The organism is Lentilitoribacter sp. JB5-8 (genome assembly GCF_055693385.1).
On the sequence record NZ_CM146332.1, the window covers coordinates 2,418,485 to 2,442,885 of the forward strand.

The 24,401-nt window shown below is 45.3% G+C and carries 22 protein-coding genes; 17 read left to right on the top strand and 5 right to left on the bottom strand.

From position 1 onward, the window contains the following. Positions 1–29 precede the first annotated feature (29 nt). Positions 30–914 (top strand): PhzF family phenazine biosynthesis isomerase, encoded by an 885-nt coding sequence (locus tag ACZ1GZ_RS11870; protein ID WP_472665085.1) that lies wholly within the window; start codon positions 30–32, stop codon positions 912–914. 215 nt (positions 915–1,129) lie between these two features. Here ACZ1GZ_RS11870 and ACZ1GZ_RS11875 read toward each other — a convergent pair whose 3' ends face one another. Together ACZ1GZ_RS11875 and ACZ1GZ_RS11880 are read right to left on the bottom strand one after the other, a co-directional pair. Continuing rightward, positions 1,130–1,759 (bottom strand): GNAT family N-acetyltransferase, encoded by a 630-nt coding sequence (locus ACZ1GZ_RS11875; RefSeq protein ID WP_472665086.1) that lies wholly within the window; start codon positions 1,757–1,759, stop codon positions 1,130–1,132. 68 nt (positions 1,760–1,827) lie between these two features. Beyond that, positions 1,828–3,873 carry a methyl-accepting chemotaxis protein gene (locus tag ACZ1GZ_RS11880; protein WP_472665087.1) on the bottom strand — a complete coding sequence of 682 codons (2,046 nt, stop codon included), beginning with the start codon at positions 3,871–3,873 and terminating at the stop codon, positions 1,828–1,830. A gap of 331 nt (positions 3,874–4,204) precedes the next feature. On the opposite strand from ACZ1GZ_RS11880, the gene eno reads away from it, so the two are divergent. The 11 genes from eno to ACZ1GZ_RS11935 all read left to right on the top strand — a co-directional run bounded on the left by eno (position 4,205) and on the right by ACZ1GZ_RS11935 (position 13,944). Then, positions 4,205–5,479: a phosphopyruvate hydratase gene (gene eno / locus ACZ1GZ_RS11885; protein ID WP_472665088.1), complete on the top strand. Its 1,275-nt coding sequence runs from the start codon at positions 4,205–4,207 to the stop codon at positions 5,477–5,479. Positions 5,480–5,601: 122 nt separating this feature from the next. Then, on the top strand, positions 5,602–5,913 hold the full coding sequence (locus tag ACZ1GZ_RS11890) for an FtsB family cell division protein (protein ID WP_472665089.1): 312 nt from the start codon (positions 5,602–5,604) through the stop codon (positions 5,911–5,913). Positions 5,914–6,022: 109 nt separating this feature from the next. Next, positions 6,023–7,093 (top strand): pyruvate dehydrogenase (acetyl-transferring) E1 component subunit alpha, encoded by a 1,071-nt coding sequence (gene pdhA, locus ACZ1GZ_RS11895; protein ID WP_472665090.1) that lies wholly within the window; start codon positions 6,023–6,025, stop codon positions 7,091–7,093. 15 nt (positions 7,094–7,108) lie between these two features. After that, positions 7,109–8,485 (top strand): pyruvate dehydrogenase complex E1 component subunit beta, encoded by a 1,377-nt coding sequence (locus tag ACZ1GZ_RS11900; protein ID WP_472665091.1) that lies wholly within the window; start codon positions 7,109–7,111, stop codon positions 8,483–8,485. Between the two features lie 14 nt (positions 8,486–8,499). After that, entirely contained in the window at positions 8,500–9,810 is a 1,311-nt protein-coding gene (locus tag ACZ1GZ_RS11905) for a pyruvate dehydrogenase complex dihydrolipoamide acetyltransferase (protein WP_472665092.1), read from the top strand. 9 nt (positions 9,811–9,819) lie between these two features. Next, complete coding sequence (locus tag ACZ1GZ_RS11910) at positions 9,820–10,458, top strand: SGNH/GDSL hydrolase family protein (RefSeq protein ID WP_472665093.1); 639 nt, start codon at positions 9,820–9,822, stop codon at positions 10,456–10,458. 25 nt (positions 10,459–10,483) lie between these two features. Beyond that, complete coding sequence (gene lpdA / locus ACZ1GZ_RS11915; protein ID WP_472665094.1) at positions 10,484–11,929, top strand: dihydrolipoyl dehydrogenase; 1,446 nt, start codon at positions 10,484–10,486, stop codon at positions 11,927–11,929. Next, the gene (locus ACZ1GZ_RS11920; RefSeq protein ID WP_472665095.1) at positions 11,930–12,160 is read left to right on the top strand and encodes a hypothetical protein; all 231 of its coding nucleotides are present in this window, start codon (positions 11,930–11,932) and stop codon (positions 12,158–12,160) included. A gap of 77 nt (positions 12,161–12,237) precedes the next feature. Continuing rightward, positions 12,238–13,200, top strand: a complete 963-nt coding sequence (gene lipA, locus ACZ1GZ_RS11925) for a lipoyl synthase (RefSeq protein WP_472665096.1) — start codon at positions 12,238–12,240, stop codon at positions 13,198–13,200. Positions 13,201–13,212: 12 nt separating this feature from the next. Beyond that, on the top strand, positions 13,213–13,665 hold the full coding sequence (locus ACZ1GZ_RS11930; RefSeq protein WP_472665097.1) for a type II toxin-antitoxin system RatA family toxin: 453 nt from the start codon (positions 13,213–13,215) through the stop codon (positions 13,663–13,665). Positions 13,666–13,692: 27 nt separating this feature from the next. Then, positions 13,693–13,944: a hypothetical protein gene (locus ACZ1GZ_RS11935; protein ID WP_472665098.1), complete on the top strand. Its 252-nt coding sequence runs from the start codon at positions 13,693–13,695 to the stop codon at positions 13,942–13,944. A gap of 9 nt (positions 13,945–13,953) precedes the next feature. Here ACZ1GZ_RS11935 and ACZ1GZ_RS11940 read toward each other — a convergent pair whose 3' ends face one another. The 3 genes from ACZ1GZ_RS11940 to ACZ1GZ_RS11950 all read right to left on the bottom strand — a co-directional run bounded on the left by ACZ1GZ_RS11940 (position 13,954) and on the right by ACZ1GZ_RS11950 (position 16,868). Continuing rightward, complete coding sequence (locus ACZ1GZ_RS11940) at positions 13,954–15,066, bottom strand: hypothetical protein (protein WP_472665099.1); 1,113 nt, start codon at positions 15,064–15,066, stop codon at positions 13,954–13,956. Positions 15,067–15,195: 129 nt separating this feature from the next. Continuing rightward, the gene (locus tag ACZ1GZ_RS11945; RefSeq protein WP_472665100.1) at positions 15,196–15,669 is read right to left on the bottom strand and encodes a CinA family protein; all 474 of its coding nucleotides are present in this window, start codon (positions 15,667–15,669) and stop codon (positions 15,196–15,198) included. Next, positions 15,666–16,868 carry a bifunctional 2-C-methyl-D-erythritol 4-phosphate cytidylyltransferase/2-C-methyl-D-erythritol 2,4-cyclodiphosphate synthase gene (locus tag ACZ1GZ_RS11950; protein ID WP_472665101.1) on the bottom strand — a complete coding sequence of 401 codons (1,203 nt, stop codon included), beginning with the start codon at positions 16,866–16,868 and terminating at the stop codon, positions 15,666–15,668. Before ACZ1GZ_RS11950 ends, ACZ1GZ_RS11945 begins: the two co-directional genes overlap by 4 nt. 183 nt (positions 16,869–17,051) lie before the next feature. Here ACZ1GZ_RS11950 and dusB point away from each other — a divergent pair, with 183 nt between their 5' ends. The 5 genes from dusB (at position 17,052) to ntrX (ending at position 24,339) form a co-directional block, all read left to right on the top strand. Further along, complete coding sequence (gene dusB / locus ACZ1GZ_RS11955) at positions 17,052–18,056, top strand: tRNA dihydrouridine synthase DusB (protein ID WP_472668291.1); 1,005 nt, start codon at positions 17,052–17,054, stop codon at positions 18,054–18,056. Further along, positions 18,053–19,180: a two-component system sensor histidine kinase NtrB gene (locus ACZ1GZ_RS11960; protein ID WP_472665102.1), complete on the top strand. Its 1,128-nt coding sequence runs from the start codon at positions 18,053–18,055 to the stop codon at positions 19,178–19,180. Before dusB ends, ACZ1GZ_RS11960 begins: the two co-directional genes overlap by 4 nt. Continuing rightward, positions 19,180–20,631 (top strand): nitrogen regulation protein NR(I), encoded by a 1,452-nt coding sequence (gene ntrC / locus ACZ1GZ_RS11965; protein ID WP_472665103.1) that lies wholly within the window; start codon positions 19,180–19,182, stop codon positions 20,629–20,631. The genes ACZ1GZ_RS11960 and ntrC overlap by 1 nt, the downstream gene beginning before the upstream one ends. A gap of 95 nt (positions 20,632–20,726) precedes the next feature. Then, complete coding sequence (locus tag ACZ1GZ_RS11970) at positions 20,727–22,982, top strand: sensor histidine kinase NtrY-like (RefSeq protein WP_472665104.1); 2,256 nt, start codon at positions 20,727–20,729, stop codon at positions 22,980–22,982. Next, positions 22,972–24,339: a nitrogen assimilation response regulator NtrX gene (ntrX, locus tag ACZ1GZ_RS11975; protein ID WP_472665105.1), complete on the top strand. Its 1,368-nt coding sequence runs from the start codon at positions 22,972–22,974 to the stop codon at positions 24,337–24,339. Before ACZ1GZ_RS11970 ends, ntrX begins: the two co-directional genes overlap by 11 nt. Positions 24,340–24,401: the final 62 nt, after the last annotated feature.

Below are 24,401 nucleotides of genomic sequence, written 5' to 3' on the forward strand. Positions count from 1 at the left end.
AAAAGATGCAGGATACATGTGGAAGATAAATGACACTTGTTCATATAGTTGATGCATTCACAGATGTTCCTCACACGGGAAACCGGGCAGGTGTGGTCTTGGATGCATCAGATTTATCGGTTCAGGATATGCAGGATGTAGCCAAATTCACAGGCTATTCAGAGACTGCTTTTGTTTTGCCTCCCGTTGGAACCGATCATGATTTATGGGTGCGATATTTCACTCCAAGCATTGAAGTCCCGATATGTGGCCATGCAACGATTGCGACCCATTTTCTTCGGACACAAAAAGGATACAAAGATGAATATCCTTTGAGAGTGAAAACCGGAGCTGGAATCCTGCCTATTTCTATCACAAATGTAGATGATGAGCTGATGGTGGAAATGGTTCAAGCGCAAGCGACATTTTCGCAAGAATTCGATCAAGAACTCCGAAAAGAACTTGCTGATGCTTTGAATTTGTCGCTCACTGACTTTTGTAATAAACCTATCCAAATTGTATCTACCGGACATTCGAAGGTGATGGTTCCGATGAAAAGTCGGGAGTTGATGGATAGTCTTACACCTAATTTCGGTGCGCTTGCTAATTTGAGTAAGAAAATTTCGTGCAATGGATTTTTCACATTTGTTGTAGAAGGTAGGCGAGATTTACCTGCAACGTTTGGGCGTATGTTTGCGCCAGCAATTGGTATAATGGAAGATCCGGTTACGGGTAATGCAAATGGTCCTGCGGGCGCCTATCTTGTAAAACACGGCATTATCACATGTGAAAAAGAGCTCAGTTATACGGCACATCAAGGTATTGCGATGAAGAAGCCCGGGAAAATGCAAGTATCAGTTAGACGAAATAATGATGCTCTGAATGTAAAAATTGCAGGCAAAGCAGTCGTTGCTGGTACTCTAGAGTACAATTAACCCGAAATTCATCCCAATTATTGTACGAAGGCCAATTATTGTCAGCAGGATTGTGATCTATTGCCTCGCTGCGGTTATCTCCAGCTAATCCTAGAGCTAATCAACAACCCAAAGAACAGGCAGGGGAATCGGTTGTCGGGCGTGAAGGGTGATATAGATCATTGACTGAGCGAAGCGGCACTCACGCAATCGCGTTTGGTTTAAACGCTCAGAAATTAAGCCATTTTCATTGAGGAACGTCCCAACCATCCGGTTTGGGGCGTTTTTTCATGGCCTGTGCTGATTGTCTCAAAACCAGATCGCTGCCAAAAAGCAATCCCATCTTTGTTATTAGGATTTGCACCAACATGAACGCCACGATCACCTTTTTTGATCGCAATTGTGAGCCATTTTTGCAGTAAACTTGTCCCAATACCGCGGCGTTGCATAATTGGCAGCAAATTCATATGCATATGCGCGGGGTATCGAGTTGATATCTCCTCATCAACCAAACGCGGATTATGCATTCGATCAATGCGAATTTGATCCATCGTCCAGTTATCACGATCAGCGGGATTGGGCGCTTCATATTGATTGCGCAATTTGGGCCACCATTCCCGCTCCAAACGCTTTTCCCAATTTTGTGTATCAAGAGTGCCTACGACATAACCAACAACCTGATCATTATATTCAACCACAATTGCATGTTCGGGTTCTAAGAGAACATAAGGTGCTGAATAGATGTGTCCCATCAGTTTCGGATCGTCATAAAGCGCTGTTGCATCACGTCCGTTGTCTCCGGTTTGTACGGAAATTTGATAGATATCGCTTAGATCTTCTGATCGGAACGGTCTTAAAATATGCATGTGCGTGTGATCTTCTCCGGAAACGGAATTCCATGAAAGTTGTTGTATCACACTAGCACAATGATCGTTTAAAATTCATCCCAGTTTTTACGGTCAGAATTTGCATCTCCTGCCAAGCCTGCAGCAAGTCTGCGACCAAGGGAGCGAGCAGGGGAGTTTGATGGAGATCGTGACGGGCGATATTGATCATCAACTGGTCGAATTGAGCTGTCGTGGCGAGATGTTTCAGAACGCTCTTGAAAACCGCGTGGTGCTGGGCGTTGATGGCGCTCATCGATGTTTTCTCGCGAAGAATATCCATTTCCCTGATTATAATTCTCAAAAGGACGGCCGGATGTTAGGCGAAAACGTTGAATCAAACCCTCGAGTTGAGATGACAAATCAATCAATCCTTCGCATGATCGATTGGTTTCTTGCACCATGGTCGCATTTTGCTGGGTAACCTGATCCATCTGATTAACGGCTGTATTAATCTCTGCAAGCGCCGTTGATTGCTCGGTGGCTCCCGTTACGATGGATTGAATAACCTCGTTAATCGAGGCCACACTACTTTCAATTTCAACCAGCGCTGAACCAGTGTCATTGACCAAGGATACGCCGGTTTCAACTTGCGAAGATGAGGTGTCGATCAAAGCCTTAATTTCTTTTGCCGCATTGGTGGTGCGTCCCGCAAGTTCGCGCACTTCTTGGGCAACAACCGCAAATCCTTTTCCAGCTTCTCCAGCGCGCGCGGCTTCCACACCAGCATTAAGTGCAAGCAGGTTAGTTTGGAACGCAATTTCATCAATAACCGAGATAATTTGGGAAATTTGCGTGGCAGATTCTTCTATTTTCGTCATGGCATCAATTGCGTTGCGTACAACAATGCCAGACTTTTCAGCACCATTTTTGGTTTGTGTCACCATATCACTTGCTTTGTTGGCTTTTTCTGTTGATTGGCGCACAGTTGCTGTCACTTGATCCAGCGCTGCAGCTGTTTGTTCAAGTGACGCGGCTTGCTGCTCTGTTCTGCGTGATAAATCATCGGATGATGCGTTTACGCTATCAGCAGAAAGCCGGACCTGTTGGGTTGCTTGTGAAACATCACTTAGCGTTGAGGCAAGAGTTTCAATTGAAGAATTGAACGCGTTCCGTAATTTTTCAAATTCTGGGGCAAATTCTTCTTCCAATCGATGCGTAAGATCACCTCTTGATAGCTGCGTTAGTCCATCCGAAAGCTCAGCAATACAATGCGCTCGTTCTTGTGCTGCTTTTGTTTCACGCTCAAGATTTGCCACATCCTCATCAGATTTTGCCTGACGTTCATGCTCTGCGGCATCGCGCAATCTTTGTCGTTCAATTGCAGCTTCTTTAAGCTCTGAAACAGATTTTGCAATATCCCCAATCTCATCATTACGCTCTGTAAGGCTTAACTCTTTCGAATAGTCTTCATTACTCAACAACGCCATATAGGCGGTAATTTCGCCAAGTGGTTTGATCGCTTTGAGGCGAAACAACATAACACCAATGACGACAATTAATATCGCAGCGCCGATTGCGGCATAAATGACTAGATCATAGAAAAATGCTTTTGACGCTACTAATTGTTCGGTGTTTAAAAGCTCTGTATTTGCTAATTCAACGAATTCTTCAACAGCTGTTTGCTGGGCTTGAAATGCCTGTAAAAGTGCACCTAATGCAATATTGATTTCAAGATCACTATTTGTGCGTAAGGCCGGAATAAAGGTTAGATCGAGCACTTGCCAGAATTCTGCGCTTTTTGGCAGAACCTGATCTTCAAGGGCGGTACGCATTTCAATAGGAATGTCACGTCTTTGCCAGTGGGAAACTTGGCTATCAAATTCAGTTCGAAAATCTGTAATTTTTGCTGCGTTTACATCGCGAAGCGTTGGATGGACAAACATTTCATTTGCCAACAGATATGCCTGATTCACATTCATCTGTGAGGGAGCAACATCACCGAGCAAGTCTTTACCGGTGACTATTTCTTGATAAATCGGACCATTTACGCGCAACTGAGAAGAGGTATATTGTTGTGTGATCACCAAAGCCAAAATGCCAAGGGTCACAATGGTTGCGAAGATACTAAGTTGTCCTGCGATTGTCTTTGTCATAATTTCAATCTGTCTGCATTCAATTCATCGTAATGTTCGATAATTCTCATAATTACGAACACACGATTCCATTCGTTACTGCTATTTTTAGGCATCGAAGCTTACGCAAGGGTGGATTTTGTGGCGGGAATTGACTGTAATTAGAATGTCAAAATTCGCTGCTAAATGGGGTAAAACAGGAAAAACTACGGAGATTTAGCTCTCAATCTTGCATTTTTGGTACTTATTGCTATGACACAATCCATAATCTCCCAAGTTAACAAACGAATGATGACAGTTTTGCATAAATAAACTCGTTTATTGACGATAAATCCAAAAAGGAAAACGACACATGACATCCATTGTGGACATTAAAGCCCGCGAAATCATTGATAGCCGAGGAAACCCAACTGTTGAAGTTGACGTTACACTCGAAGATGGTGCGTTTGGACGCGCAGCAGTGCCTTCCGGCGCATCAACTGGTGCCCACGAAGCTGTTGAGCTACGCGATGGCGGGTCACGTTATTTGGGTAAAGGTGTTCAAAAAGCAGTTGGTGCTGTCAACGGTGAGATCTATGACACAATCGTCGACATGGAAGCTGAAGAGCAAATCGCCATCGACAAAGCAATGATTGATCTTGATGGTACGCCAAATAAAGCGCGCTTGGGTGCCAATGCGATCCTAGGTGTTTCACTTGCTGTTTCAAAAGCTGCAGCTGAATCTTCACGTTTGCCGCTTTTCCGTTATGTTGGCGGTCCAAGCGCACACGTATTGCCAGTTCCGATGATGAACATCATCAATGGTGGTGAGCATGCAGATAACCCAATTGATTTCCAAGAATTCATGATCATGCCTGTTGGCGCTGATACATTGTCAGACGCTGTTCGTATGGGTTCAGAAGTGTTCCATACACTAAAGAAAGAGCTTTCTGCAGCTGGTCACAACACAAGTGTTGGTGATGAGGGTGGTTTTGCGCCAAATATCGAAAGCGCACCTGCGGCTCTTGATTTCATCATGTCATCAATTGAAAAAGCTGGCTACAAGCCTGGCGAAGACATGTATCTTGCACTTGATTGCGCCTCTACTGAATTCTTCAAAGATGGCAAATATGTGCTTGAGGGTGAAGGCCGTACACTAGACGCTGGCGAAATGGCTGGGTACCTTGATGAGCTTGTCAATAAATACCCGATCATCTCAATTGAAGATGGCATGGCTGAAGACGACTGGGATGGTTGGAAACTATCAACTGAAATGACTGGTTCTAAATGTCAGCTCGTTGGTGATGATCTGTTCGTAACAAACTCATCTCGTCTCCGTGACGGTATCAAAATGGGTGTTGCAAACTCAATCCTCGTTAAAGTCAACCAAATCGGTTCATTGTCTGAAACACTAGATGCTGTTGAAACAGCGCACCGTGCAGCTTACACATCTGTGATGTCTCACCGCTCTGGTGAAACTGAAGATGCAACGATTTCTGATCTAGCTGTTGCTACAAATTGTGGCCAGATCAAAACAGGTTCATTGGCACGTTCTGACCGGTTGGCGAAATACAACCAGTTGATCCGTATTGAAGAAGAGTTGGGCTCACAAGCCGTTTATGCTGGCCGCTCAATTTTGCGCTCCTAGTATCAGCGCATATACTAAATTTAAAAAGCGGCTTTCCAGCCGCTTTTTTTGTGAGAATTTTTTCCGTTTGATAAGACTAAATTAATCATCATGGACGATATTACTAACCACGAGGTCTAGTAATGCGTACTCGCTTTAAACGAAAAATGATTGCCCTACGAGCAGGGATGTATTTGCTTGGGTTGGGCTGTGTTTGTTACTTTGCATATCATGCAGTAACGGGTACTTATGGCTTGCGTTCTGGCAAGGAAATGCAGGATCGAATTGCCGAGTTGCAGTTGCAAGCAGAGGCATTATCTCAACAACAACAGTATCTTGAGAAGCAAGTCAGATTAATGAGCGATGGCTCAATGGAAGCTGATATGCTTGATGAGCGTGCGCGCAATCTACTTGCGGTGTCACGCGAAGATGAAATAGTCATTTACCTCGATTAGTCATGTTAACTGAATATCAGTTAATATTAAAAAATCCTATATAAAACATGGCATTAGTGCGAATGGCAGCTATGCATTAATACTGTTGCTGTTATTTAAAATTTGAAATATGATCGCCCAAACAGCAACTTTGGGAGATTTATATGGCTGCTCGAAAGACCACTCGGTCGACGTCCCGCAAATCATCAACAAAAAAGCCGTTATCGGCCAATCCGTTAGTGATTTCGACAAAGAAACTGAATTATCTGCATATCGCGAAATGTTATTGATCCGCCGTTTTGAGGAAAAAGCAGGTCAGCTATACGGTATGGGTGTTATTGGCGGTTTCTGTCACCTTTACATTGGTCAAGAAGCAGTCGTTGTCGGCATGCAAATGGCACTTAAAGATGGTGATCAGGTAATCACAGGTTATCGTGATCACGGTCACATGCTGGCTAAAGGCATGACAGCGCGCGGTGTGATGGCAGAGTTAACAGGTCGCCAGGGCGGATACTCCCGCGGTAAGGGCGGCTCCATGCACATGTTCTCCAAAGAAAAAGAATTCTATGGTGGTCACGGCATCGTTGCAGCGCAAGTTTCGCTGGGTACTGGTTTGGGTTTTGCCAATAAATATCGCGGCAATGATCACGTATCAGTGGCTTATTTCGGTGACGGCGCAGCTAACCAGGGTCAGGTTTATGAGAGCTTTAACATGGCATCTCTTTGGAAACTTCCGGTTATCTATATTGTAGAGAATAACCGTTATGCGATGGGTACATCAGTATCGCGTGCATCTGCACACACAAACTTTGCTGATCGTGGTGCTGCATTTGATATTCCTGGCTACCAAGTCGATGGTATGGATGTTCGCGCAGTACATGCTGCAGCACAAGCTGCTGTTGAGCACGGGCGTTCAGGTAAAGGTCCAATTATTCTCGAAATGATGACGTATCGTTATCGTGGTCACTCAATGTCTGATCCTGCGAAATATCGTACAAAAGACGAAGTTCAAAAAATGCGTTCCGAGCAGGATCCTATCGAGCAAGTGAAGCAGCGTTTGCTTGAAGGTGGTTTGGCAACCGAAGATGAGCTGAAGGCCATCGATAAAGAAATCCGCACAATTGTTGCTGATAGTGCTGATTTTGCGCAAAACGATCCAGAGCCGGATGCATCTGAGCTCTATACAGACATTTTGGTTTAAGGGAGGTCATTACCAATGCCTATTGAAATTCTAATGCCTGCCTTGTCTCCAACAATGGAAGAAGGCAATCTTGCTAAATGGCTGAAAAATGAAGGCGACAGCGTGGCTGCCGGCGACATTTTAGCTGAAATTGAAACAGACAAAGCAACAATGGAAGTTGAAGCTGTTGATGAAGGCGTGATCGGAAAGATCATGGTGCCAGCGGGCTCTGAAAACGTTAAAGTCAACGAAGTGATCGCAGTTCTGCTTGAAGAAGGCGAAAGCGCAGATGATATTGGTAAGGCCGCAGCACCAGCTGCAGCGCCAGCGCCGGAAGCCGCTCCTGCCGCGGAAGCTCCAGCACCAGTTGCAGCCGCTCCAATTGCCGTTGAAGTTGCATCTGATCCAGATATCCCAGCCGGAACCGAAATGGTGCCTATGACGGTGCGTGAAGCTTTGGGTTCAGCCATGGCTGAAGAAATGCGCTCCGACGATGATGTATTCGTTATGGGTGAAGAAGTTGCTGAATATCAAGGCGCTTATAAGATTACGCAAGGTTTGCTCGATGAATTTGGCGCGCGCCGCGTGATTGATACGCCGATTACTGAGCATGGTTTTGCTGGTGTGGGTGTTGGTGCGGCAATGGCTGGTTTGAAGCCAATTGTTGAGTTTATGACATTTAACTTTGCAATGCAGGCGATTGACCACATCATCAACTCAGCTGCAAAAACACTATATATGTCAGGTGGCCAAATGGGCGCACCGATCGTATTCCGTGGGCCAAATGGCGCAGCCGCTCGTGTGGGTGCGCAGCACTCTCAGTGTTATGCTGCATGGTATAGCCAAATTCCGGGTCTTAAAGTTGTCATGCCATATACAGCTGCTGACGCAAAAGGCTTGCTAAAAGCTGCAATCCGCGATCCAAACCCAGTGATCTTCTTGGAAAATGAAATCCTATATGGTCAAACATTTGATGTGCCAAAAGTTGATGATCTTGTGTTGCCAATCGGTAAAGCACGTATTCATAAAGCTGGTAAGGATGTAACCATGGTTTCATTCGGCATCGGCATGACTTACGCGGTTAAAGCTGTTGAAGAACTCGCCGAGATAGGCATTGATGTTGAATTGATCGATTTGCGTACAATTCGCCCAATGGATCTTCCAACAGTTATCGAATCTGTGAAGAAAACAGGTCGTTTGGTCACTGTTGAAGAAGGCTTCCCACAAAGTTCAGTTGGTTCTGAAATTGCAACACGCGTGATGCAGCAAGCATTTGATTATTTGGATGCGCCAATCATCACAATTGCAGGTAAAGATGTTCCAATGCCTTATGCGGCAAACTTGGAAAAACTGGCTCTGCCAAATGTGGGTGAAGTGATCGACGCGGTTAAAGCGGTAACTTACACAAGCTAAGGGAAGGGAAGATTATGCCAATTAATATTACCATGCCTGCCTTATCTCCAACCATGGAAGAGGGCACGTTATCATCCTGGCTTGTGAAAGTGGGCGATGAAATTGGACCTGGCGATGTTATCGCCGAAATTGAAACTGATAAAGCGACAATGGAAGTTGAAGCGGTTGATGAAGGCACAGTCCTTGAGCTTCTCGTTGAGGCTGGGACTGAAGGCGTGAAAGTCAATTCAGTCATCGCGACAATCTCAGGTGAAGACGAGGGTTCAGCTCCTGCACCAGCGGCTGCACCTGCGCCAGCGGCAGAAGCACCTAAAGCTGCGCCTGCTGCAGCACCTGCGCCAGCAGCTCCGGCTGCAGCGCCAGCTCCTGTTGCATCAGATGGTTCTCGCGTATTCTCATCCCCGCTTGCGCGTCGGATTGCAAAAGATGCAGGTCTGGAGATTTCAGCTGTTTCAGGATCAGGTCCAAAAGGCCGTATCATCAAACGCGATGTTGAAGCAGCAATTGCAAGCGGTGTGACAAGTGCACCAGCTGCTGCGCCAAGTGCGGCTTCTTCAGCAGCGCCTGCGGCTTCTAAACCAACATCAATGTCAGATGAGCAAGTGCTTAAATTGTTTGAAGAAGGTTCATATGATCTGGTCAAACATGATGGTATGCGCAAGACAATTGCGTCTCGTTTGCAAGAATCAAAGCAAAACGTACCGCATTTCTATGTGTCTGCGGATTGTGAACTTGATGCGCTATTGGCTCTACGTAGCCAGCTTAACAAAGGTGCGCCTTTAAAAGACGACAAGCCTGCATATAAGATCTCAGTCAATGACATGGTGATTAAAGCTATGGCGCTTGCCTTGCGCGATGTGCCGGAAGCCAATGTGTCTTGGACAGACGATAATATGGTCAAGCACAAGCATGTTGATGTGGGTGTTGCTGTATCCATCGAAGGTGGTTTGATTACTCCAATCGTTCGTAAAGCAGAGCAAAAAACGCTTTCAACCATTGCCAATGAAATGAAGGATTTGGCCGGTCGTGCGCGTGATAAGAAGCTTTCACCATCTGAATATCAAGGCGGCACAACAGCTGTATCTAACCTTGGCATGTTCGGCGTGAAAAACTTCTCAGCGATTGTAAACCCTCCGCATTCAACCATTTTAGCGGTTGGTGCGGGTGAAAAACGCCCTGTTGTTAAAGATGGCGCGCTTGCCGTTGCAACTGTGATGACGGTTACACTTTCAACGGATCACCGTTCTGTCGATGGTGCTTTGGGTGCTGAGCTGATGGCTGCATTTAAAGGCTATATCGAAAACCCAATGGGGATGCTGGTTTAGGAACGGGTAATGAAAAACGTTCTTTGCTTCGGTGATTCACTAACTTGGGGTTTTGATGCACAAACTGGCGGCCGTCATGCATTAGACGACCGCTGGCCAACCGCACTGTCAAAAGCTCTGGGTTCAGATGTGCACATTATTGCAGAAGGCCTTAATGGTCGCACAACTGCATTTGATGACTATATGGCTGATTGTGACCGTAATGGTGTGCGTATATTACCGACGCTCCTAGCTACGCATAAACCGCTTGATTTGGTCATTGTGCTTTTGGGCACCAATGATCTGAAACAAATGGTGGTTGGCAATGCAGTGGCCAGCGTAAAAGGCTTAGAACGTATTATTCGTATTATCCAGCGGCATGAATCGCATGAAATGGGTGCATCTCCCGATATTTTGATCGTTTCACCACCAAAATTTTGTGAGACGGCCAACACAGATATCGGAGCGTTGTTTGTAGGTGGAATGGACGAATCTAAAAAGTTCCCGACCCTACATGCGGATTTAGCAGATGCATTTGGTTGCGGCTTTTTCGATGCCAATTCCGTGTGCGAAACGACACCGATTGATGGCATTCACTTAGATGCCAAAAACACAAAAGACTTGGGCGAGGGATTGGCCTCGACTGTTAAACTTATGTTGGGGCTTTAGCCTCAGAATTTAGGAGACATAAATCATGTCTAACAAATACGACGTTATTATCATTGGTTCAGGTCCTGGTGGATATGTCACTGCCATTCGCGCAGCACAATTAGGCCTGAAAACGGCTATTGTTGAGCGCGAGCATTTGGGCGGTATCTGCCTCAACTGGGGGTGTATCCCAACTAAAGCGCTTCTCCGCTCAGCTGAAATGATGGATCATGCAGCTCATGCAAAATCATACGGCTTGACGCTTGAAGGGAAGATGACGGCAAAGGTTGAAGATGTTGTGGCGCGTTCTCGCGGGGTATCTGCTCGTTTGAACGGCGGTGTTGGCTTCTTGATGAAGAAAAACAAAATCGACGTGATTTGGGGCGAAGCAAAGCTTAAAAAACCAGGTGAGATTGTTGTTAGCAAGCCATCTAAACCTGCATATGAGCCACAAAACCCGATTCCAAAAGGTATTTTGCCAGAAGGTACTTACACAGCCAAACACATCATTGTGGCAACAGGCGCACGCCCGCGTGCATTGCCTGGTATTGAGCCTGATGGAAAACTGATCTGGACCTATTTCGAAAGCATGGTGCCAAAAGAGATGCCTAAATCTATCGTTGTGATGGGTTCTGGTGCGATTGGCATCGAGTTTGCAAGCTTCTACCTTTCAATGGGTGTTGAAGTCACCGTTGTTGAATTAATGAAGAACATTATGCCTGTGGAAGACGAAGAGATCTCCACAATCGCGCGCAAAGCGCTGGTCAAACGCGGCATGAAAATCATCAATGAGGCAAAAGTCACCAAAGTTGATAAGGCGGCTAATAGCATTACAGCCCATGTTGAAACCAAGGACGGTAAAACTCAAGCAATCAGCGCTGATCGTTTGATCTCAGCTGTTGGTGTTCAAGGCAATATCGAAAATCTTGGCCTTGAAGAGCTTGGTGTAAAAACTGATCGTGGTTGTGTGGTCATTGATGGCTACGGTAAAACCAATGTTGAAGGTCTTTATGCCATTGGCGACGTTGCTGGTCCACCAATGCTTGCGCATAAGGCTGAGCATGAAGGTGTCATTTGTATTGAGAAGATTGCCGGTGTTCCGGGTGTTCACCCAATGGATAAAGGCAAAATCCCGGGCTGTACATATTGTCACCCGCAAGTGGCGTCTGTTGGTCTGACAGAAGCTGCAGCGAAAGAAGCTGGCCGCGACATTAGAGTTGGTCGCTATTCATTTGTTGCAAATGGTAAAGCCATCGCACTTGGCGAAGACAATGGCATGATCAAAACGATCTTTGATAAAAACACGGGCGAGCTTTTGGGTGCACATATGGTTGGTGCTGAAGTTACAGAGCTTATTCAAGGATTTGTTGTGGCTATGAACTTAGAGACAACGGAAGAAGAGCTAATGCACACCATCTTCCCGCATCCAACCTTGTCAGAAATGATGAAAGAAAGCGTGCTTGATGCCTATGGACGAGTGTTGAACGCATAAATGAAGCTATTTTTGATCCCAATGTTAGTCGGTTTTGTGCTTGGAGCGTTTGGTGGCATGGCTGCCATTCAAGGGCGTGGCTCGGTTGATTTGGGATCAACAAGTTATGAAGGCTGGACGGGAATACTCGTTGTTGCGGGCATTTTGGCCGCAGTTGGATTTGTAATCGGTCTGATTTTATGGCTGCTGGTCAGAACACTGAAAACAGCGCAAAAGATTGACGCGGATTAATCAACGCTTCATACCGTCACATTGTATAAGTTACGAAATTACCTATCTTAGGTTAAAGCGAATTTGGAGTTTATAAAATGGTTACCGTCATCGATACGACCAGACCAGAAAAAGCAAAGCTTAGACATCCGGAAAAAGCGCATAAACCGGATAATGAAATTACAAAAAAACCTGATTGGATCCGCGTTAAAGCGCCGGTGTCCAAAGGTTACAAAGAAACCCGTAAAATCGTTCAAGACAACAATCTTGTAACGGTTTGCGAGGAAGCTGGCTGTCCAAATATCGGCGAATGCTGGGATAAAAAACACGCTACCTTTATGATCATGGGTGAGATTTGCACCCGCGCATGTGCATTTTGTAATGTTATGACTGGTAAACCCAACGCGCTGGATCAATCAGAGCCTGAAAATGTGGCTAAAGCCGTCGTTGAGATGGGCCTAAAGCACGTTGTGATCACATCGGTTGACCGTGATGACTTAGATGATGGTGGCGCAGAGCATTTTGCGCAAGTGATTGGCGCGATCCGTAAAGCATCTCCTGAAACAACAATTGAAATCCTGACACCTGACTTTTTGCGTAAAGATGGTGCTTTGGAAGTTGTTGTCGCTGCCAAACCTGATGTGTTTAATCACAATCTTGAAACTGTAGCGTCGAACTATCTTACTGTGCGCCCTGGTGCACGTTATTTCCATTCAATGCGATTGCTACAGCGCGTTAAAGAGCTTGATCCAACAATTTTCACCAAATCGGGTATCATGGTTGGACTTGGCGAAACACGCAACGAAGTCTTGCAATTGATGGATGATTTCCGTGTTGCAGATGTTGATTTCCTGACAATCGGTCAGTATTTGCAGCCAACGCGCAAGCACCACAAGGTCGTAAGCTATGTGACGCCTGATGAGTTTAAATCATATGAAACAAATGCTTATGCCAAAGGTTTCTTGATGGTATCAGCGAGCCCGCTCACGCGTTCTTCGCACCATGCGGGCGATGATTTTGCCAAGCTTAAAGCGGCGCGCGACGCTAAAAACGCAAAATGAGTTTAATCGTTTATGCCTAAATTTGAGCGTACGCATATCGTCAATCACAAGGCGCATGACATGTTTGATCTTGTCGCAGATGTGGAAAAATATCCTGAATTTTTACCTATGTGCGAAGCGCTTACGATACGCGAAACACGTGAACGAGCTGGTAAAACCTTGTTGGTTGCTGATATGACCGTTGGGTATAAATCGATCAATGAAACATTCACAAGCCAGGTATTTTTAAAGCCTGATGACATGGTAATTGAAGCGAAATATATCGATGGTCCGTTTAAACATCTCGATAACCGCTGGCGCTTTACAGATATTGAAGGCACAAACACCTGCGAAGTTGATTTCTATATCGACTACGCGTTCAAGAACATGGCTTTGGGCGTGTTGATGGGTTCGATGTTCGAGCGCGCTTTTGCCAAATTCACGCAAAGCTTTGAAGCTCGCGCTGATAAGATTTATCGGGTATAAATCAAACCGTCAAAACGGGGGTGCATTGTGAAAATTTTTTTATATATCTGCGCAGGCATATTGCTGATCGGCCCACTTCTCGCGTGGACTTGGATATCAGCCATGGCATGCGCCTTTGTAAATTCATCGAGTTGCGGCGTTGATATCGGCGACTTTATCAACCCGGAATTTTTAACGCTTTATGCATTGCCGTTTTTACTTGGCATTGTTTGTTTTTACTTTGCCCGCAAACGTAAATCTGCAGGCAAAGAAGAATTAAAGAGCGATCAGTCTCGCTAACTTATCGCGTTATTTACTGGCGTTAATCGCAGCCGTTTGAAACGCTTTGTCGTCCAGTTTATCAGTTGGGTTTCTTGGTGCGCCACCACCTTCACCCATATATTCATCACGTGTTCCGATGAAGTAATAGCCGCCTTTACCGCGTGGTGCGATGACATAGCGTTCATGAAGTTCAAAATCACCTTCTGTGCAACGGATCTCGCCAACATGGATTTTTGTACCATCAAAGGTCTTGCGGCCCGAGCTTGATTCAAAATCCCCCTCGCATTTCTTTTCCTCTGCAGCGATCGATGCTTCGATCAATTGGCTTTCACTCATTCCACCATTATCCGGAACAATATGCGTCACCAATAAACGTGCGTTACCTTCCGCAACAGCATGATAACCGCTGAGATCTTCTTCAAGCTGATCATTTGGAATAAGTTTAATGTCCGACAATCCTGCATAGCCAATCAGTGCAAACATTTTTTGTGTTGCTTCAAGTTGATGTGCTGGGTTGTTGTCGTTGATTATGGTTGTCTCAGCCATATCTGGTGCAGCAGCAGCCGGCGCTGATACACTTGGTGCGGGTTGTGACGTTGCAGGCTTATTTTGTGCCGTGCTTGTGCCAAACCCTTTAGACGCATTTGTGCGCGCGACATGATAATCAACGCATTTAGACAGGCGCGCTACAACGCGTGATGTGCCGGTTAAGCGGAAGTCATAGGTATAAGAACCATCATAGACATATAATTTATTGCCACGACGAAAACGCGAGATCATCGAAGGATCGTACGGCATTGGCATAGTGACGAGCTTAGGCGTGGCTGTTGTTGCCGTTGCTGAAAACCAAGCGCTGCGATCAATACGATATTGCATAGTAAATTGGTTGCCAGTCGTTAAATTCCAGTGCGGCGAGCCAAATCCAAGCACCCATCCATAGGTTTCATCGATCTGAATGCTCATCGATATGCCATTGCGATAATTAGCTGTCGCTGTGCAGGATAAAAACGAACCGTCTTGATCTGAAACGAACGCTTCACCATTCCATGCACCTACTCTAAAACTTTCAACGGATCCAGCAAAGCTAGGAATGGAAAAGGCGACCAGCGTTAGGCAGGTTTTTGCCAGCAATTTGATCATGAGTTGCTCCCCGATATATCGTGTAATTTGGTGTTTTTATGTTTTGTCTACACTCTGCTAAACTTTTTGAAAAAGTCAATTAGTCGAGCGAAATTGTTGATAAAAATCAATAAAGTTCATACTTTAGTATTAGCCGATAACCATCAAAAGTTCGTTCAAAGCGCGGTCAACAGTTGCTTGCCTGATGTCATCGCGTGACTTATCTGAACCTAAAAGCAATTTATGGGTTTGAACGCCATCATGATTGGCAATGCCCATATAGACGAGGCCAACGGGCTTTTCATCTGAGCCGCCGCCTGGCCCCGCAATTCCGGTCACCGCCACACTCACATCGGCTCGAGAGTTATTGAGCGCACCTAACGCCATCTCATATGCAGTTTGATCGCTGACGGCGCCGTGCTTTTCTAAAGTTTCTTCAGATACGCCAAGCATATCCATCTTGGCTTGGTTGGAATAGGTGACAAAGCCGCGGTCTACGACACTTGATGAGCCTGCAATATCGGTTAAGGCACCTGCGATTAAGCCTCCCGTGCAGCTTTCAGCCGTTGCAATCATCATTCCAGCTTCGGTGTATTGTGTGATGACATCAGCAGCTTTGCTCATGATTTTGCACCATAGACAACTGTTGCTGTTGCAATTGCTGCAATGCCTTCTTCACGGCCAATAAAGCCAATTTTTTCATTCGTTGTTGCTTTGACGGAACAACGCACAACATCGATGCCCAAAATACTAGCCAGACTTTCGCGCATTTTTTCGCGATGCGGTCCAATTTTTGGCTGCTCAGCAATCAAAGAAACATCTGCATTGGTGATGATACCGCCGTGATCGCGAATGATTTTCGCCGCATGTTCCAAGAAAATATAAGAGGCTGCGCCTTTCCATTGTGGATCGGTCGGCGGGAAGTGGTCGCCAATATCACCTTCGCCGCAAGTGGCAAGCAATGCATCTGTTAAAGCGTGAAGCGCCACATCAGCGTCTGAATGGCCGGAGAGGGCTTTGTTATGGGGGATATCAATGCCGCATAGGGTTACATGATCACCATCGACCAATTGATGAACGTCATAGCCATTGCCGGTTCTGACATCTGCAAATGCAGGCGTGAATTTTTCATTGGCCATTGTTATATCTTCCAAAGTCGTCAATTTAATATTGTTTTGTTTGCCAAGAACGATGAACACATCATCACCCATCCACTCAATCAACGCGCAATCATCTGTGAAATCAGAGCGTTGCGATTGTTCGGCCTTTAAATGTGCGGAAAATATTGTCTCAAAGTTAAAGCCCTGCGGCGTTTGTGCTGCATAAAGATTTTCGCGAGATACAGTATCTTCGATAATCATATTATTATCTGAACGCTTAAGCGTATCAGTGACCGCTATAGCTGGTAAAACAGCCTTATGATCGGTCGATAAAGCGTTTAAAACATCGCTGATTAACGTCTTTTCGATAAACGGGCGAACACCATCATGGATGAGCACAAATTCTGGTTCAAATTCAGATGCTGCCTTTAATCCATTTAAAACAGATTGTTGGCGTGTCTTACCACCATGAACCATTGTAATGTTTGTAAGGTCCAAATCTCTGCAGGCGTTTGCAATAAGATCATCATCGTCTGCATGCGTTACAATAATGATATGCGATATCCCATCATGCTGGATAAATTTTTCTAATGCATGGGTTATAACTGGCTGATTGCCGATGATGCGATACTGTTTCGGTCCATCAATCAAGCCACCTGCGCGTTCACCGCGTCCTGCCGCCACAATAATAGCCACATTTTTATGAACTGAATAATTTGACATAAATGCGATATATTTTCCAAAACAAAATAAAGCCTAGCCCGTTGTAAACTTTAAGTAAAAGACTTACCAGATCAAATTAAGCATATCGAAATTATTTTGAGTAAATCGATATTATCTCTTGGCAAATAGGTTTTTAGTGTCTAAAAATAAGGCAATACGTATTATTGCACTTTTGAAAGGCAGATTGTGCTAGAGCTCATTCGCCAGCCGCTGAATATCAATCAAATTGAAACCAGAAATAGGGTGATACAAGCCCCTTTGTCCGGGATTTCTGACCTGCCTTTTCGTCAATTGGCCTATGAATATGGTGCTGGCATGGTTGTGACCGAAATGGTCGCAAGCCGTGAATTGGTATGTAATTCGGCAGAATCATTTGTACGCATGCAGGGCGAGGGTATCAAGCCTCATGTCGTTCAACTTGCGGGTCGCGAAGCCAAATGGATGCGCGATGCTGCTAAAATTTGCGCCGATAGTGGTGCCGATATGATTGATATCAATATGGGGTGTCCTGCGAAAAAAGTTACCGGTGGATATTCCGGTTCTGCCCTTATGAAAGATCTCGATCTTGCTCGAGAGCTCATCGACGCAACGGTTAAAGCGGTTGGTATTCCTGTATCTGTAAAAATGCGTTTAGGTTGGGATGTCGATAGTATCAACGCCCCTGAACTTGCCAAAAGTGCCGAAGATTTAGGCGCGCAACTGATAACCGTTCACGGAAGAACACGTAACCAGTTTTACGAAGGTAAAGCTGATTGGCAAGCCATTCGTCGTGTTCGTGAAGCTATTTCTATCCCGCTCATCGCAAATGGTGATGTTGAAACTGCGCAAGATATTCAGGCAATTCTTGAGATTTCGGGTGCGGATGCCGTGATGGTCGGGCGTGCCAGTCAGGGTCGTCCTTGGCATTGCGGCGCTCTTGCTGGCAACGATAATATTCCAAGAAGTACGAATGAAATTACAGCATTTGTCGAGCGTCATTATCTCATGATGATTGATCACTATGGCGAAAAGATAGGTGTGCGCCAGTCACGCAAACATCTGAACTGGTACTTAGAACGTTTTGCGGCCGATATTTCCGCTGAAGATCGCGCCGATATCCTGTCGTCAAAAAGCATAAATCATGTTGTTAAAAAAATGACGCAAGCCATTGAAAATAAATTTTTAATTCCAGAAGGAGAAGTCGCTTGATATCCATCAATAAAGATCAAGCTGCTCTGGTGCTCAATGCATTGCCGCACGCTGTTGTCATGGTCGATGCGGAAGGCTTTATCATCTCTGCAAACTGGGAAGCTGAAGCGTTTTTAAGTGCCAGTTTGTCCCATCTGACAAATCATAAATTGCAAGAGTTCATGCCCTTTGGAAGCCCGGTATTAAATCTGCTGGAACAGGTTCGGGAACGCGCCGGTCCGGTTAGCGAATATCGCGTTGATTTAAGCTCTCCTCGTTTGGGTGAAGAAAAGCTGGTGGATATTTACGCATCTCCTGTTGGCGGCAACAGCTCAGATGCTGTGATCGTATTTCAAGAGCGTTCGCGAGCTGATAAAATTGATCGACAACTCACCCATAGGGCTGCGGCAAGGTCAGTTTCCGGCTTAGCCTCAATGCTCGCGCATGAGATTAAAAACCCATTATCTGGCATACGTGGTGCTGCGCAATTGCTTGAATCATCGGTTAGTGATGAGGACAAAGCACTAACAAGACTTATTCGTGAAGAAACCGATCGTATTGTATCCTTGGTCGATCGCATGGAAATCTTTTCAGATGAACGCCCAATCGATCGCGTGGCGATAAACATTCACTCAGTACTTGATCATGTGATTGCAATAGCAAAAGCGGGCTTTGCGCGCGATATTGAGTTTGAACAATTATACGATCCGTCTTTGCCTTTGGTATATGCAAATCGAGATCAATTAATTCAGGTGTTTTTAAACCTTGTAAAAAATGCTGCTGAAGCAGTTGCCGATACACCAAACCCCAAAATTTCAGCCATGACGGCCTTCCGTCCAGGGATTAAACTATCTGTTGGCTCATCACGTGAGAGGGTTTCTCTACCGTTGGAATTTACAATTAGAGACAATGGCCCAGGGATTCCAAATGATTTGCTTCCGCATTTATTCGATCCGTTTATCACGACAAAAACCAATGGCTCGGGTCTTGGTTTAGCGTTGGTTGCTAAAATCATCGGAGCTCACGGTGGGATCGTAGAATGCGACAGCCAAAAGGGAAAAACCCTTTTCAAAGTACTTATGCCTATTTCACAAAATGAAAAGGATCATGACACCTCCCAGTCTGATCCCCAAGGAGCAGAATAATGTCAAAAGCAACGATTTTAGTCGCAGATGATGATGCCGCCATACGAACAGTCCTAAACCAAGCTCTCAGCCGTGCTGGATATGATGTCAGAGTAACATCTAATGCGGGCACATTATGGCGCTGGGTTGCTGCAGGTGAGGGTGATTTGGTGATCACAGATGTTGTGATGCCTGATGAAAATGCATTTGATTTGCTGCCACGGATCAAAAAGGCGCGTCCAGATCTGCCAATATTAGTTATGAGTGCGCAAAACACCTTTATGACGGCGATACGCGCGTCAGAAGGCGGTGCATATGATTATTTGCCAAAGCCGTTTGATTTAACTGAGATGACATCGATCATCGACCGCGCGCTCTCTGAACCTAAGCGCAGCACAAATCCAATAAGTGATGATCATTCTGAAACAATGCCTTTGGTTGGGCGTTCAGCTGCCATGCAAGAGATCTATCGGGTTCTCGCGCGCCTAATGCAAACAGATCTAACGCTTATGATTACAGGTGAATCGGGCACAGGTAAGGAGCTTGTTGCACGCGCATTGCATGATTATGGCAAACGTCGCAACGGTCCATTTGTTGCGATTAACATGGCTGCGATCCCACGAGATTTGATTGAATCTGAACTGTTTGGTCACGAAAAAGGCGCCTTCACCGGTGCGCACAACAAATCAACCGGCCGTTTTGAACAAGCTGAAGGTGGTACGTTATTTCTCGATGAGATTGGCGATATGCCAATGGATGCGCAAACTCGTTTGCTGCGTGTGCTTCAACAGGGGGAATATACAACGGTTGGCGGACGAACGCCTATTAAAACTGATGTTCGTATTGTGGCTGCGACGAATAAAGATCTGAAGATATCAATTAACAAAGGTGAGTTCCGCGAAGATTTATTTTACCGTTTAAATGTTGTGCCTCTTCGCTTACCGCCATTGCGCGATCGTGCGGAAGATGTGCCGGATCTTATTCGCCATTTCATGCAGCAAAATATAGGTGAAGGGCTTGATGCTAAACGTTTCGAAAAAGATGCGCTCAATCTTTTGAAAAACCATTCCTGGCCTGGAAACGTGCGTGAGTTGGAAAACTTAGTACGCCGTATCATGGCACTTTACCCCCAGGATGTGATTACCAGCGATATCATCGCAACTGAGTTGCAATCAGGTGATGAAACAACACCGGAATATATTTCGGTCGCGCAAGGGCCGATGACGATTGCGCAGGCTGTTGAAGAGAATATGCGCACTTATTTCACAAGTTTTGGTGATGGTTTACCTCCTGCTGGATTATACCAGCGTGTGCTCGAAGAGGTCGAATATCCTTTAATTCTTGCCGTTCTAACCGCAACCCGCGGGAACCAAATTAAGGCTGCAGAGTTGTTGGGATTAAACCGCAACACATTGCGTAAAAAGATCCGCGAGCTGGGAATTGCGGTTTATCGCTCGTCAAAACCAAGCTAATTTGCAAACTTAAGCGTTGCATTTTCGCCACATTGTTGCTTCATTGACACAATTAGATTGATGATTTGAAACGATTCTGAGGTTAATTAAGAACATTGACGCCGATTGATGCAGATTTTGATGCTTCGACTGAGAAGAATTCGTTTTTTCGTAACCCACGATTTCTCCTGGTCATCGTAGCGCTTTTTAGCGCGGCCATCTCATTTGTAGTTTTGCTTGGCTTAACGCCTATTAGACCTGAGCAAAACGTTATCACGGCTGCGGTGATCATTAACTCGCTTTTGGTCGCGTGTCTGCTGATCATGATCATTGTTGAGTTTGTCAGGTTATTAAAGGCAAGAAAAGTCGGTAAGGCTGCCGCGCAACTACATATCAGGATTGTCGCACTTTTTAGTATTGTTGCCATCACGCCAGCTATTTTGGTTGCTGTGATTGCTTCGTTAACGCTCGATGTGGGGCTTGATCGTTGGTTTTCTATCCGCACGAAAGCAATTGTAAATTCCTCTTTAAATGTTGCGGAAGCTTATGAGCTTGAAAATGCGCGTTATTTAAATGGTCAGGTTTTGTCCATGGCGCAGGATTTGGATAGTTCACGATCTCTATACTTCTTAGACCGCACCGGTTTTTTAGAGTTCTTCAATCGTCAAACGGTTGCGCGAGAATTGATTGGTTCAAAGCTTGTTCAGCAAGATGGTACGATCATTTTGCAAACAGAGCTTGAGGATGGGGGCACCGTCCCCAATATTCCCGAAGGTGCCATTGATGATGCTCAAAATGGATTACCGGTTTTAATCGCTTCCGGCCGAACAAATTTGGTGGGAGCGGTTTTAAAACTTCGCAATATTCCAGATGCATATCTTTATGTTGTGCGTAGTTTGGACGACGAGGTAATTCGTGCAAAACAGCTTATGGAAGAGGCAACGGCGGAGTATAATGCGCTTGATCAAGGTCGCTCCAACCTTCAAATCGCTTTTGGTGTGTTATTTACCGGTTTTGCGCTGATTTTGCTATTGTCAGCTATTTGGATGGCGATTGCAGTTGCAGATAGACTGGTTCGCCCAATTCGTCGATTAATCACGGCATCTGATGAGGTAGCAAAAGGAGACTTAAACGTTTCGGTCCCTGTACACAGCTCAGATGGTGACGTGGGGTCACTGACCATGACATTTAACAACATGATCGCAGATATTCGGGCGCAGCGTGATGAGTTGCTTACAACTAAAGACCAAATTGATGATCGCCGCCGCTTTACAGAAGCTGTGCTAACGGGTGTTTCAGCAGGTGTTATCGGTGTAGATGCTGATGGCATCATAACCATTGTTAATAAATCCGCATCAATCATTCTTGATCGGCCTGTTGATGGCCTGATTGGTCAACCAATTGAGGATGTAGCGCCAGGTTTTGTGTCTATTTTTGTTGAGGCGGGTCTGAAATACCGCAATGAATTCCGCCGTCAGGTTACAATGGCAAATGGTGGTAAAGAGCACACTTTGGATGTGAAGGTCACACGCGAGGAAACATCAGATGGTCATGAATCTTATGTTGTAACGGTCGATGATATTACCGATTTGGTGATCGCTCAAAGATCAACTGCTTGGGCAGATGTCGCTCGACGTATTGCACATGAGATTAAGAACCCACTCACACCAATTCAGCTTTCTGCTGAACGGATTAGGCGTCGCTTTGGAAAGTATATCCCAGAAGATGGCAAGCAAGTGTTTGAACAATGCACAGATACAATCGTGCGTCAGGTTGGTGATATTGGCCGTATGGTCAATGAGTTCTCCTCATTTGCGCGTATGCCAAAACCGGTCAAAACACAGCAAGATTTGCGCGATATCTTAAAAGATGCGGTATTTACCCTTGAAGTCAGCCGCTCTGAAATTAGTTTTGAGCAGGATTTGCCGGAAGAGCCGATGCTGGGAGACTTTGATTCTCGTATGCTCGGACAAGCGTTTGGTAATCTTATTAAGAACGCAACAGAAGCTATTGATGCAGTTCCAGATGACACGCCGCGCGATAAGAAACGAATTTTGGTGCGAGCAGTACAGTCCGCAGATAAACATGATTATATCGTCGATATTATCGATAATGGCAACGGTTTGCCAAAGGAAAACCGACATCGTTTGTTAGAGCCCTACATGACCATGCGGGAAAAGGGTACAGGGCTCGGCTTGGCAATTGTAAAGAAGATTGCGGAAGATCATGATGGCTCGTTGGAGTTACATGATGCACCATCCGATTTTGATGAAAATCCAGGTGCAATGTTTAGGGTCATCTTGTCAGCACATGCAAGCGAACAACCAGAAGAAAATGAAGAAGTAGTACAAGGACAAGCAGATGCCGTCTGATATTTTGGTCGTTGATGATGAAGAAGATATTCGGGAAATTGTATCCGGTATTTTAGATGACGAAGGGCATGAAACAAGAACTGCATATGACAGTGACAGTGCACTGGCAGCAATTGAAGAGCGTGTCCCGCGCCTTGTGTTCCTTGACATATGGTTACAGGGAAGCCGGTTAGATGGTTTGGCTTTGCTGGATAATATCAAATCGAGATATCCCGATTTACCCGTTATTATGATTTCCGGGCACGGCAATATTGAGACAGCTGTGTCTGCCATTCGCCGTGGCGCATATGATTTCATTGAAAAGCCGTTCAAAGTTGAGCAACTCATCATGGTGTGCGAGCGGGCGATTGAAACCTCAAAATTAAAACGCGAAGTCCGTGATCTTAAAAAGCGGACCGGTGGCGACAATATTGAGCTTGTCGGTCCATCGCAATCGATCACTCAGCTTAAGCAAAATATTGATAAAATTGCGCAAACAAATGCGCGCATTATGATCAAAGGGCCGTCAGGGGCTGGCAAAGAACTTGCAGCGAGAATCATCCATAAAAATTCAAATCGATCAAATGGACCCTTTGTTGTTCTAAACTCTGCAACGATTACACCTGAACGCATGGAAATTGCGCTTTTCGGGACAGAAAATAACAATGGTAATGAGCGCAAAATTGGCGCTTTGGAAGAGGCGCATGGCGGCATCTTATATTTAGATGAAATCGCTGATTTGCCGCTTGAGACACAAGGCAAAATCGTTCGCGTTCTCGTTGAGCAACAATTCGAACGTGTTGGCGGCACCAAACGCGTTAAGGTGGATGTGCGTGTATTATCCTCAACAGCACAGGTGTTGGAAGAGTTGATTGCTCAAAAGCTCTTCCGTGAAGATCTTTATCATCGTTTATGTGTTGTGCCTCTTAAAGTGCCGGCTTTGCGCGATAGAAGTGAAGATATCCCATTTTTGGTCGATCATCTCATGCGTCAGATTTGCGAACAAATGGGTGTGAAAAAGCGTACGATTACAGATGATGCACTTGCGATTTTACAATCGCATTCTTGGCCTGGAAATATCAGGCAGCTTAAAAATTTGATCGAACGATTGATCATCCAGGCCCAAGATCAGGATGCATCTATTCCCATAGGTATTGAAATGCTGCCAGACGATGTCTCAGAAGCTGTGCCGCAAATGGGTGAGGCGGGCCAACAACACATTATGTCATTGCCAATTCGTGAAGCACGTGAAGCATTTGAACGCGAATATCTGCTGGCACAAATTAATCGATTTGGTGGCAATATCTCCAAAACGGCTAATTTTGTTGGCATGGAACGTTCAGCACTACACCGAAAATTAAAATCACTTGGTGTTTAAAACCACCTTGCACCCATAGTAATGTCATCGCGAATAGTTTAAACCAAACCCTCAGACGGCCT

Bases quoted from the DNA above. Each gene is read 5' to 3' on its own strand.
- ACZ1GZ_RS11905 (WP_472665092.1), top strand. From the start codon at position 8,500: ATGCCAATTAATATTACCATGCCTGCCTTATCTCCAACCATGGAAGAG.
- ACZ1GZ_RS11950 (WP_472665101.1), bottom strand. From the start codon at position 16,868: ATGTCAAATTATTCAGTTCATAAAAATGTGGCTATTATTGTGGCGGCA.
- ACZ1GZ_RS11910 (WP_472665093.1), top strand. From the start codon at position 9,820: ATGAAAAACGTTCTTTGCTTCGGTGATTCACTAACTTGGGGTTTTGAT.
- ntrX (WP_472665105.1), top strand. From the start codon at position 22,972: ATGCCGTCTGATATTTTGGTCGTTGATGATGAAGAAGATATTCGGGAA.
- lipA (WP_472665096.1), top strand. From the start codon at position 12,238: ATGGTTACCGTCATCGATACGACCAGACCAGAAAAAGCAAAGCTTAGA.
- ACZ1GZ_RS11880 (WP_472665087.1), bottom strand. From the start codon at position 3,873: ATGACAAAGACAATCGCAGGACAACTTAGTATCTTCGCAACCATTGTG.
- pdhA (WP_472665090.1), top strand. From the start codon at position 6,023: ATGATCGCCCAAACAGCAACTTTGGGAGATTTATATGGCTGCTCGAAA.
- lpdA (WP_472665094.1), top strand. From the start codon at position 10,484: ATGTCTAACAAATACGACGTTATTATCATTGGTTCAGGTCCTGGTGGA.
- eno (WP_472665088.1), top strand. From the start codon at position 4,205: ATGACATCCATTGTGGACATTAAAGCCCGCGAAATCATTGATAGCCGA.
- ACZ1GZ_RS11875 (WP_472665086.1), bottom strand. From the start codon at position 1,759: ATGCATATTTTAAGACCGTTCCGATCAGAAGATCTAAGCGATATCTAT.
- ACZ1GZ_RS11890 (WP_472665089.1), top strand. From the start codon at position 5,602: ATGCGTACTCGCTTTAAACGAAAAATGATTGCCCTACGAGCAGGGATG.
- ntrC (WP_472665103.1), top strand. From the start codon at position 19,180: ATGTCAAAAGCAACGATTTTAGTCGCAGATGATGATGCCGCCATACGA.
- ACZ1GZ_RS11920 (WP_472665095.1), top strand. From the start codon at position 11,930: ATGAAGCTATTTTTGATCCCAATGTTAGTCGGTTTTGTGCTTGGAGCG.
- ACZ1GZ_RS11930 (WP_472665097.1), top strand. From the start codon at position 13,213: ATGCCTAAATTTGAGCGTACGCATATCGTCAATCACAAGGCGCATGAC.
- ACZ1GZ_RS11870 (WP_472665085.1), top strand. From the start codon at position 30: ATGACACTTGTTCATATAGTTGATGCATTCACAGATGTTCCTCACACG.
- ACZ1GZ_RS11945 (WP_472665100.1), bottom strand. From the start codon at position 15,669: ATGAGCAAAGCTGCTGATGTCATCACACAATACACCGAAGCTGGAATG.
- ACZ1GZ_RS11900 (WP_472665091.1), top strand. From the start codon at position 7,109: ATGCCTATTGAAATTCTAATGCCTGCCTTGTCTCCAACAATGGAAGAA.
- ACZ1GZ_RS11940 (WP_472665099.1), bottom strand. From the start codon at position 15,066: ATGATCAAATTGCTGGCAAAAACCTGCCTAACGCTGGTCGCCTTTTCC.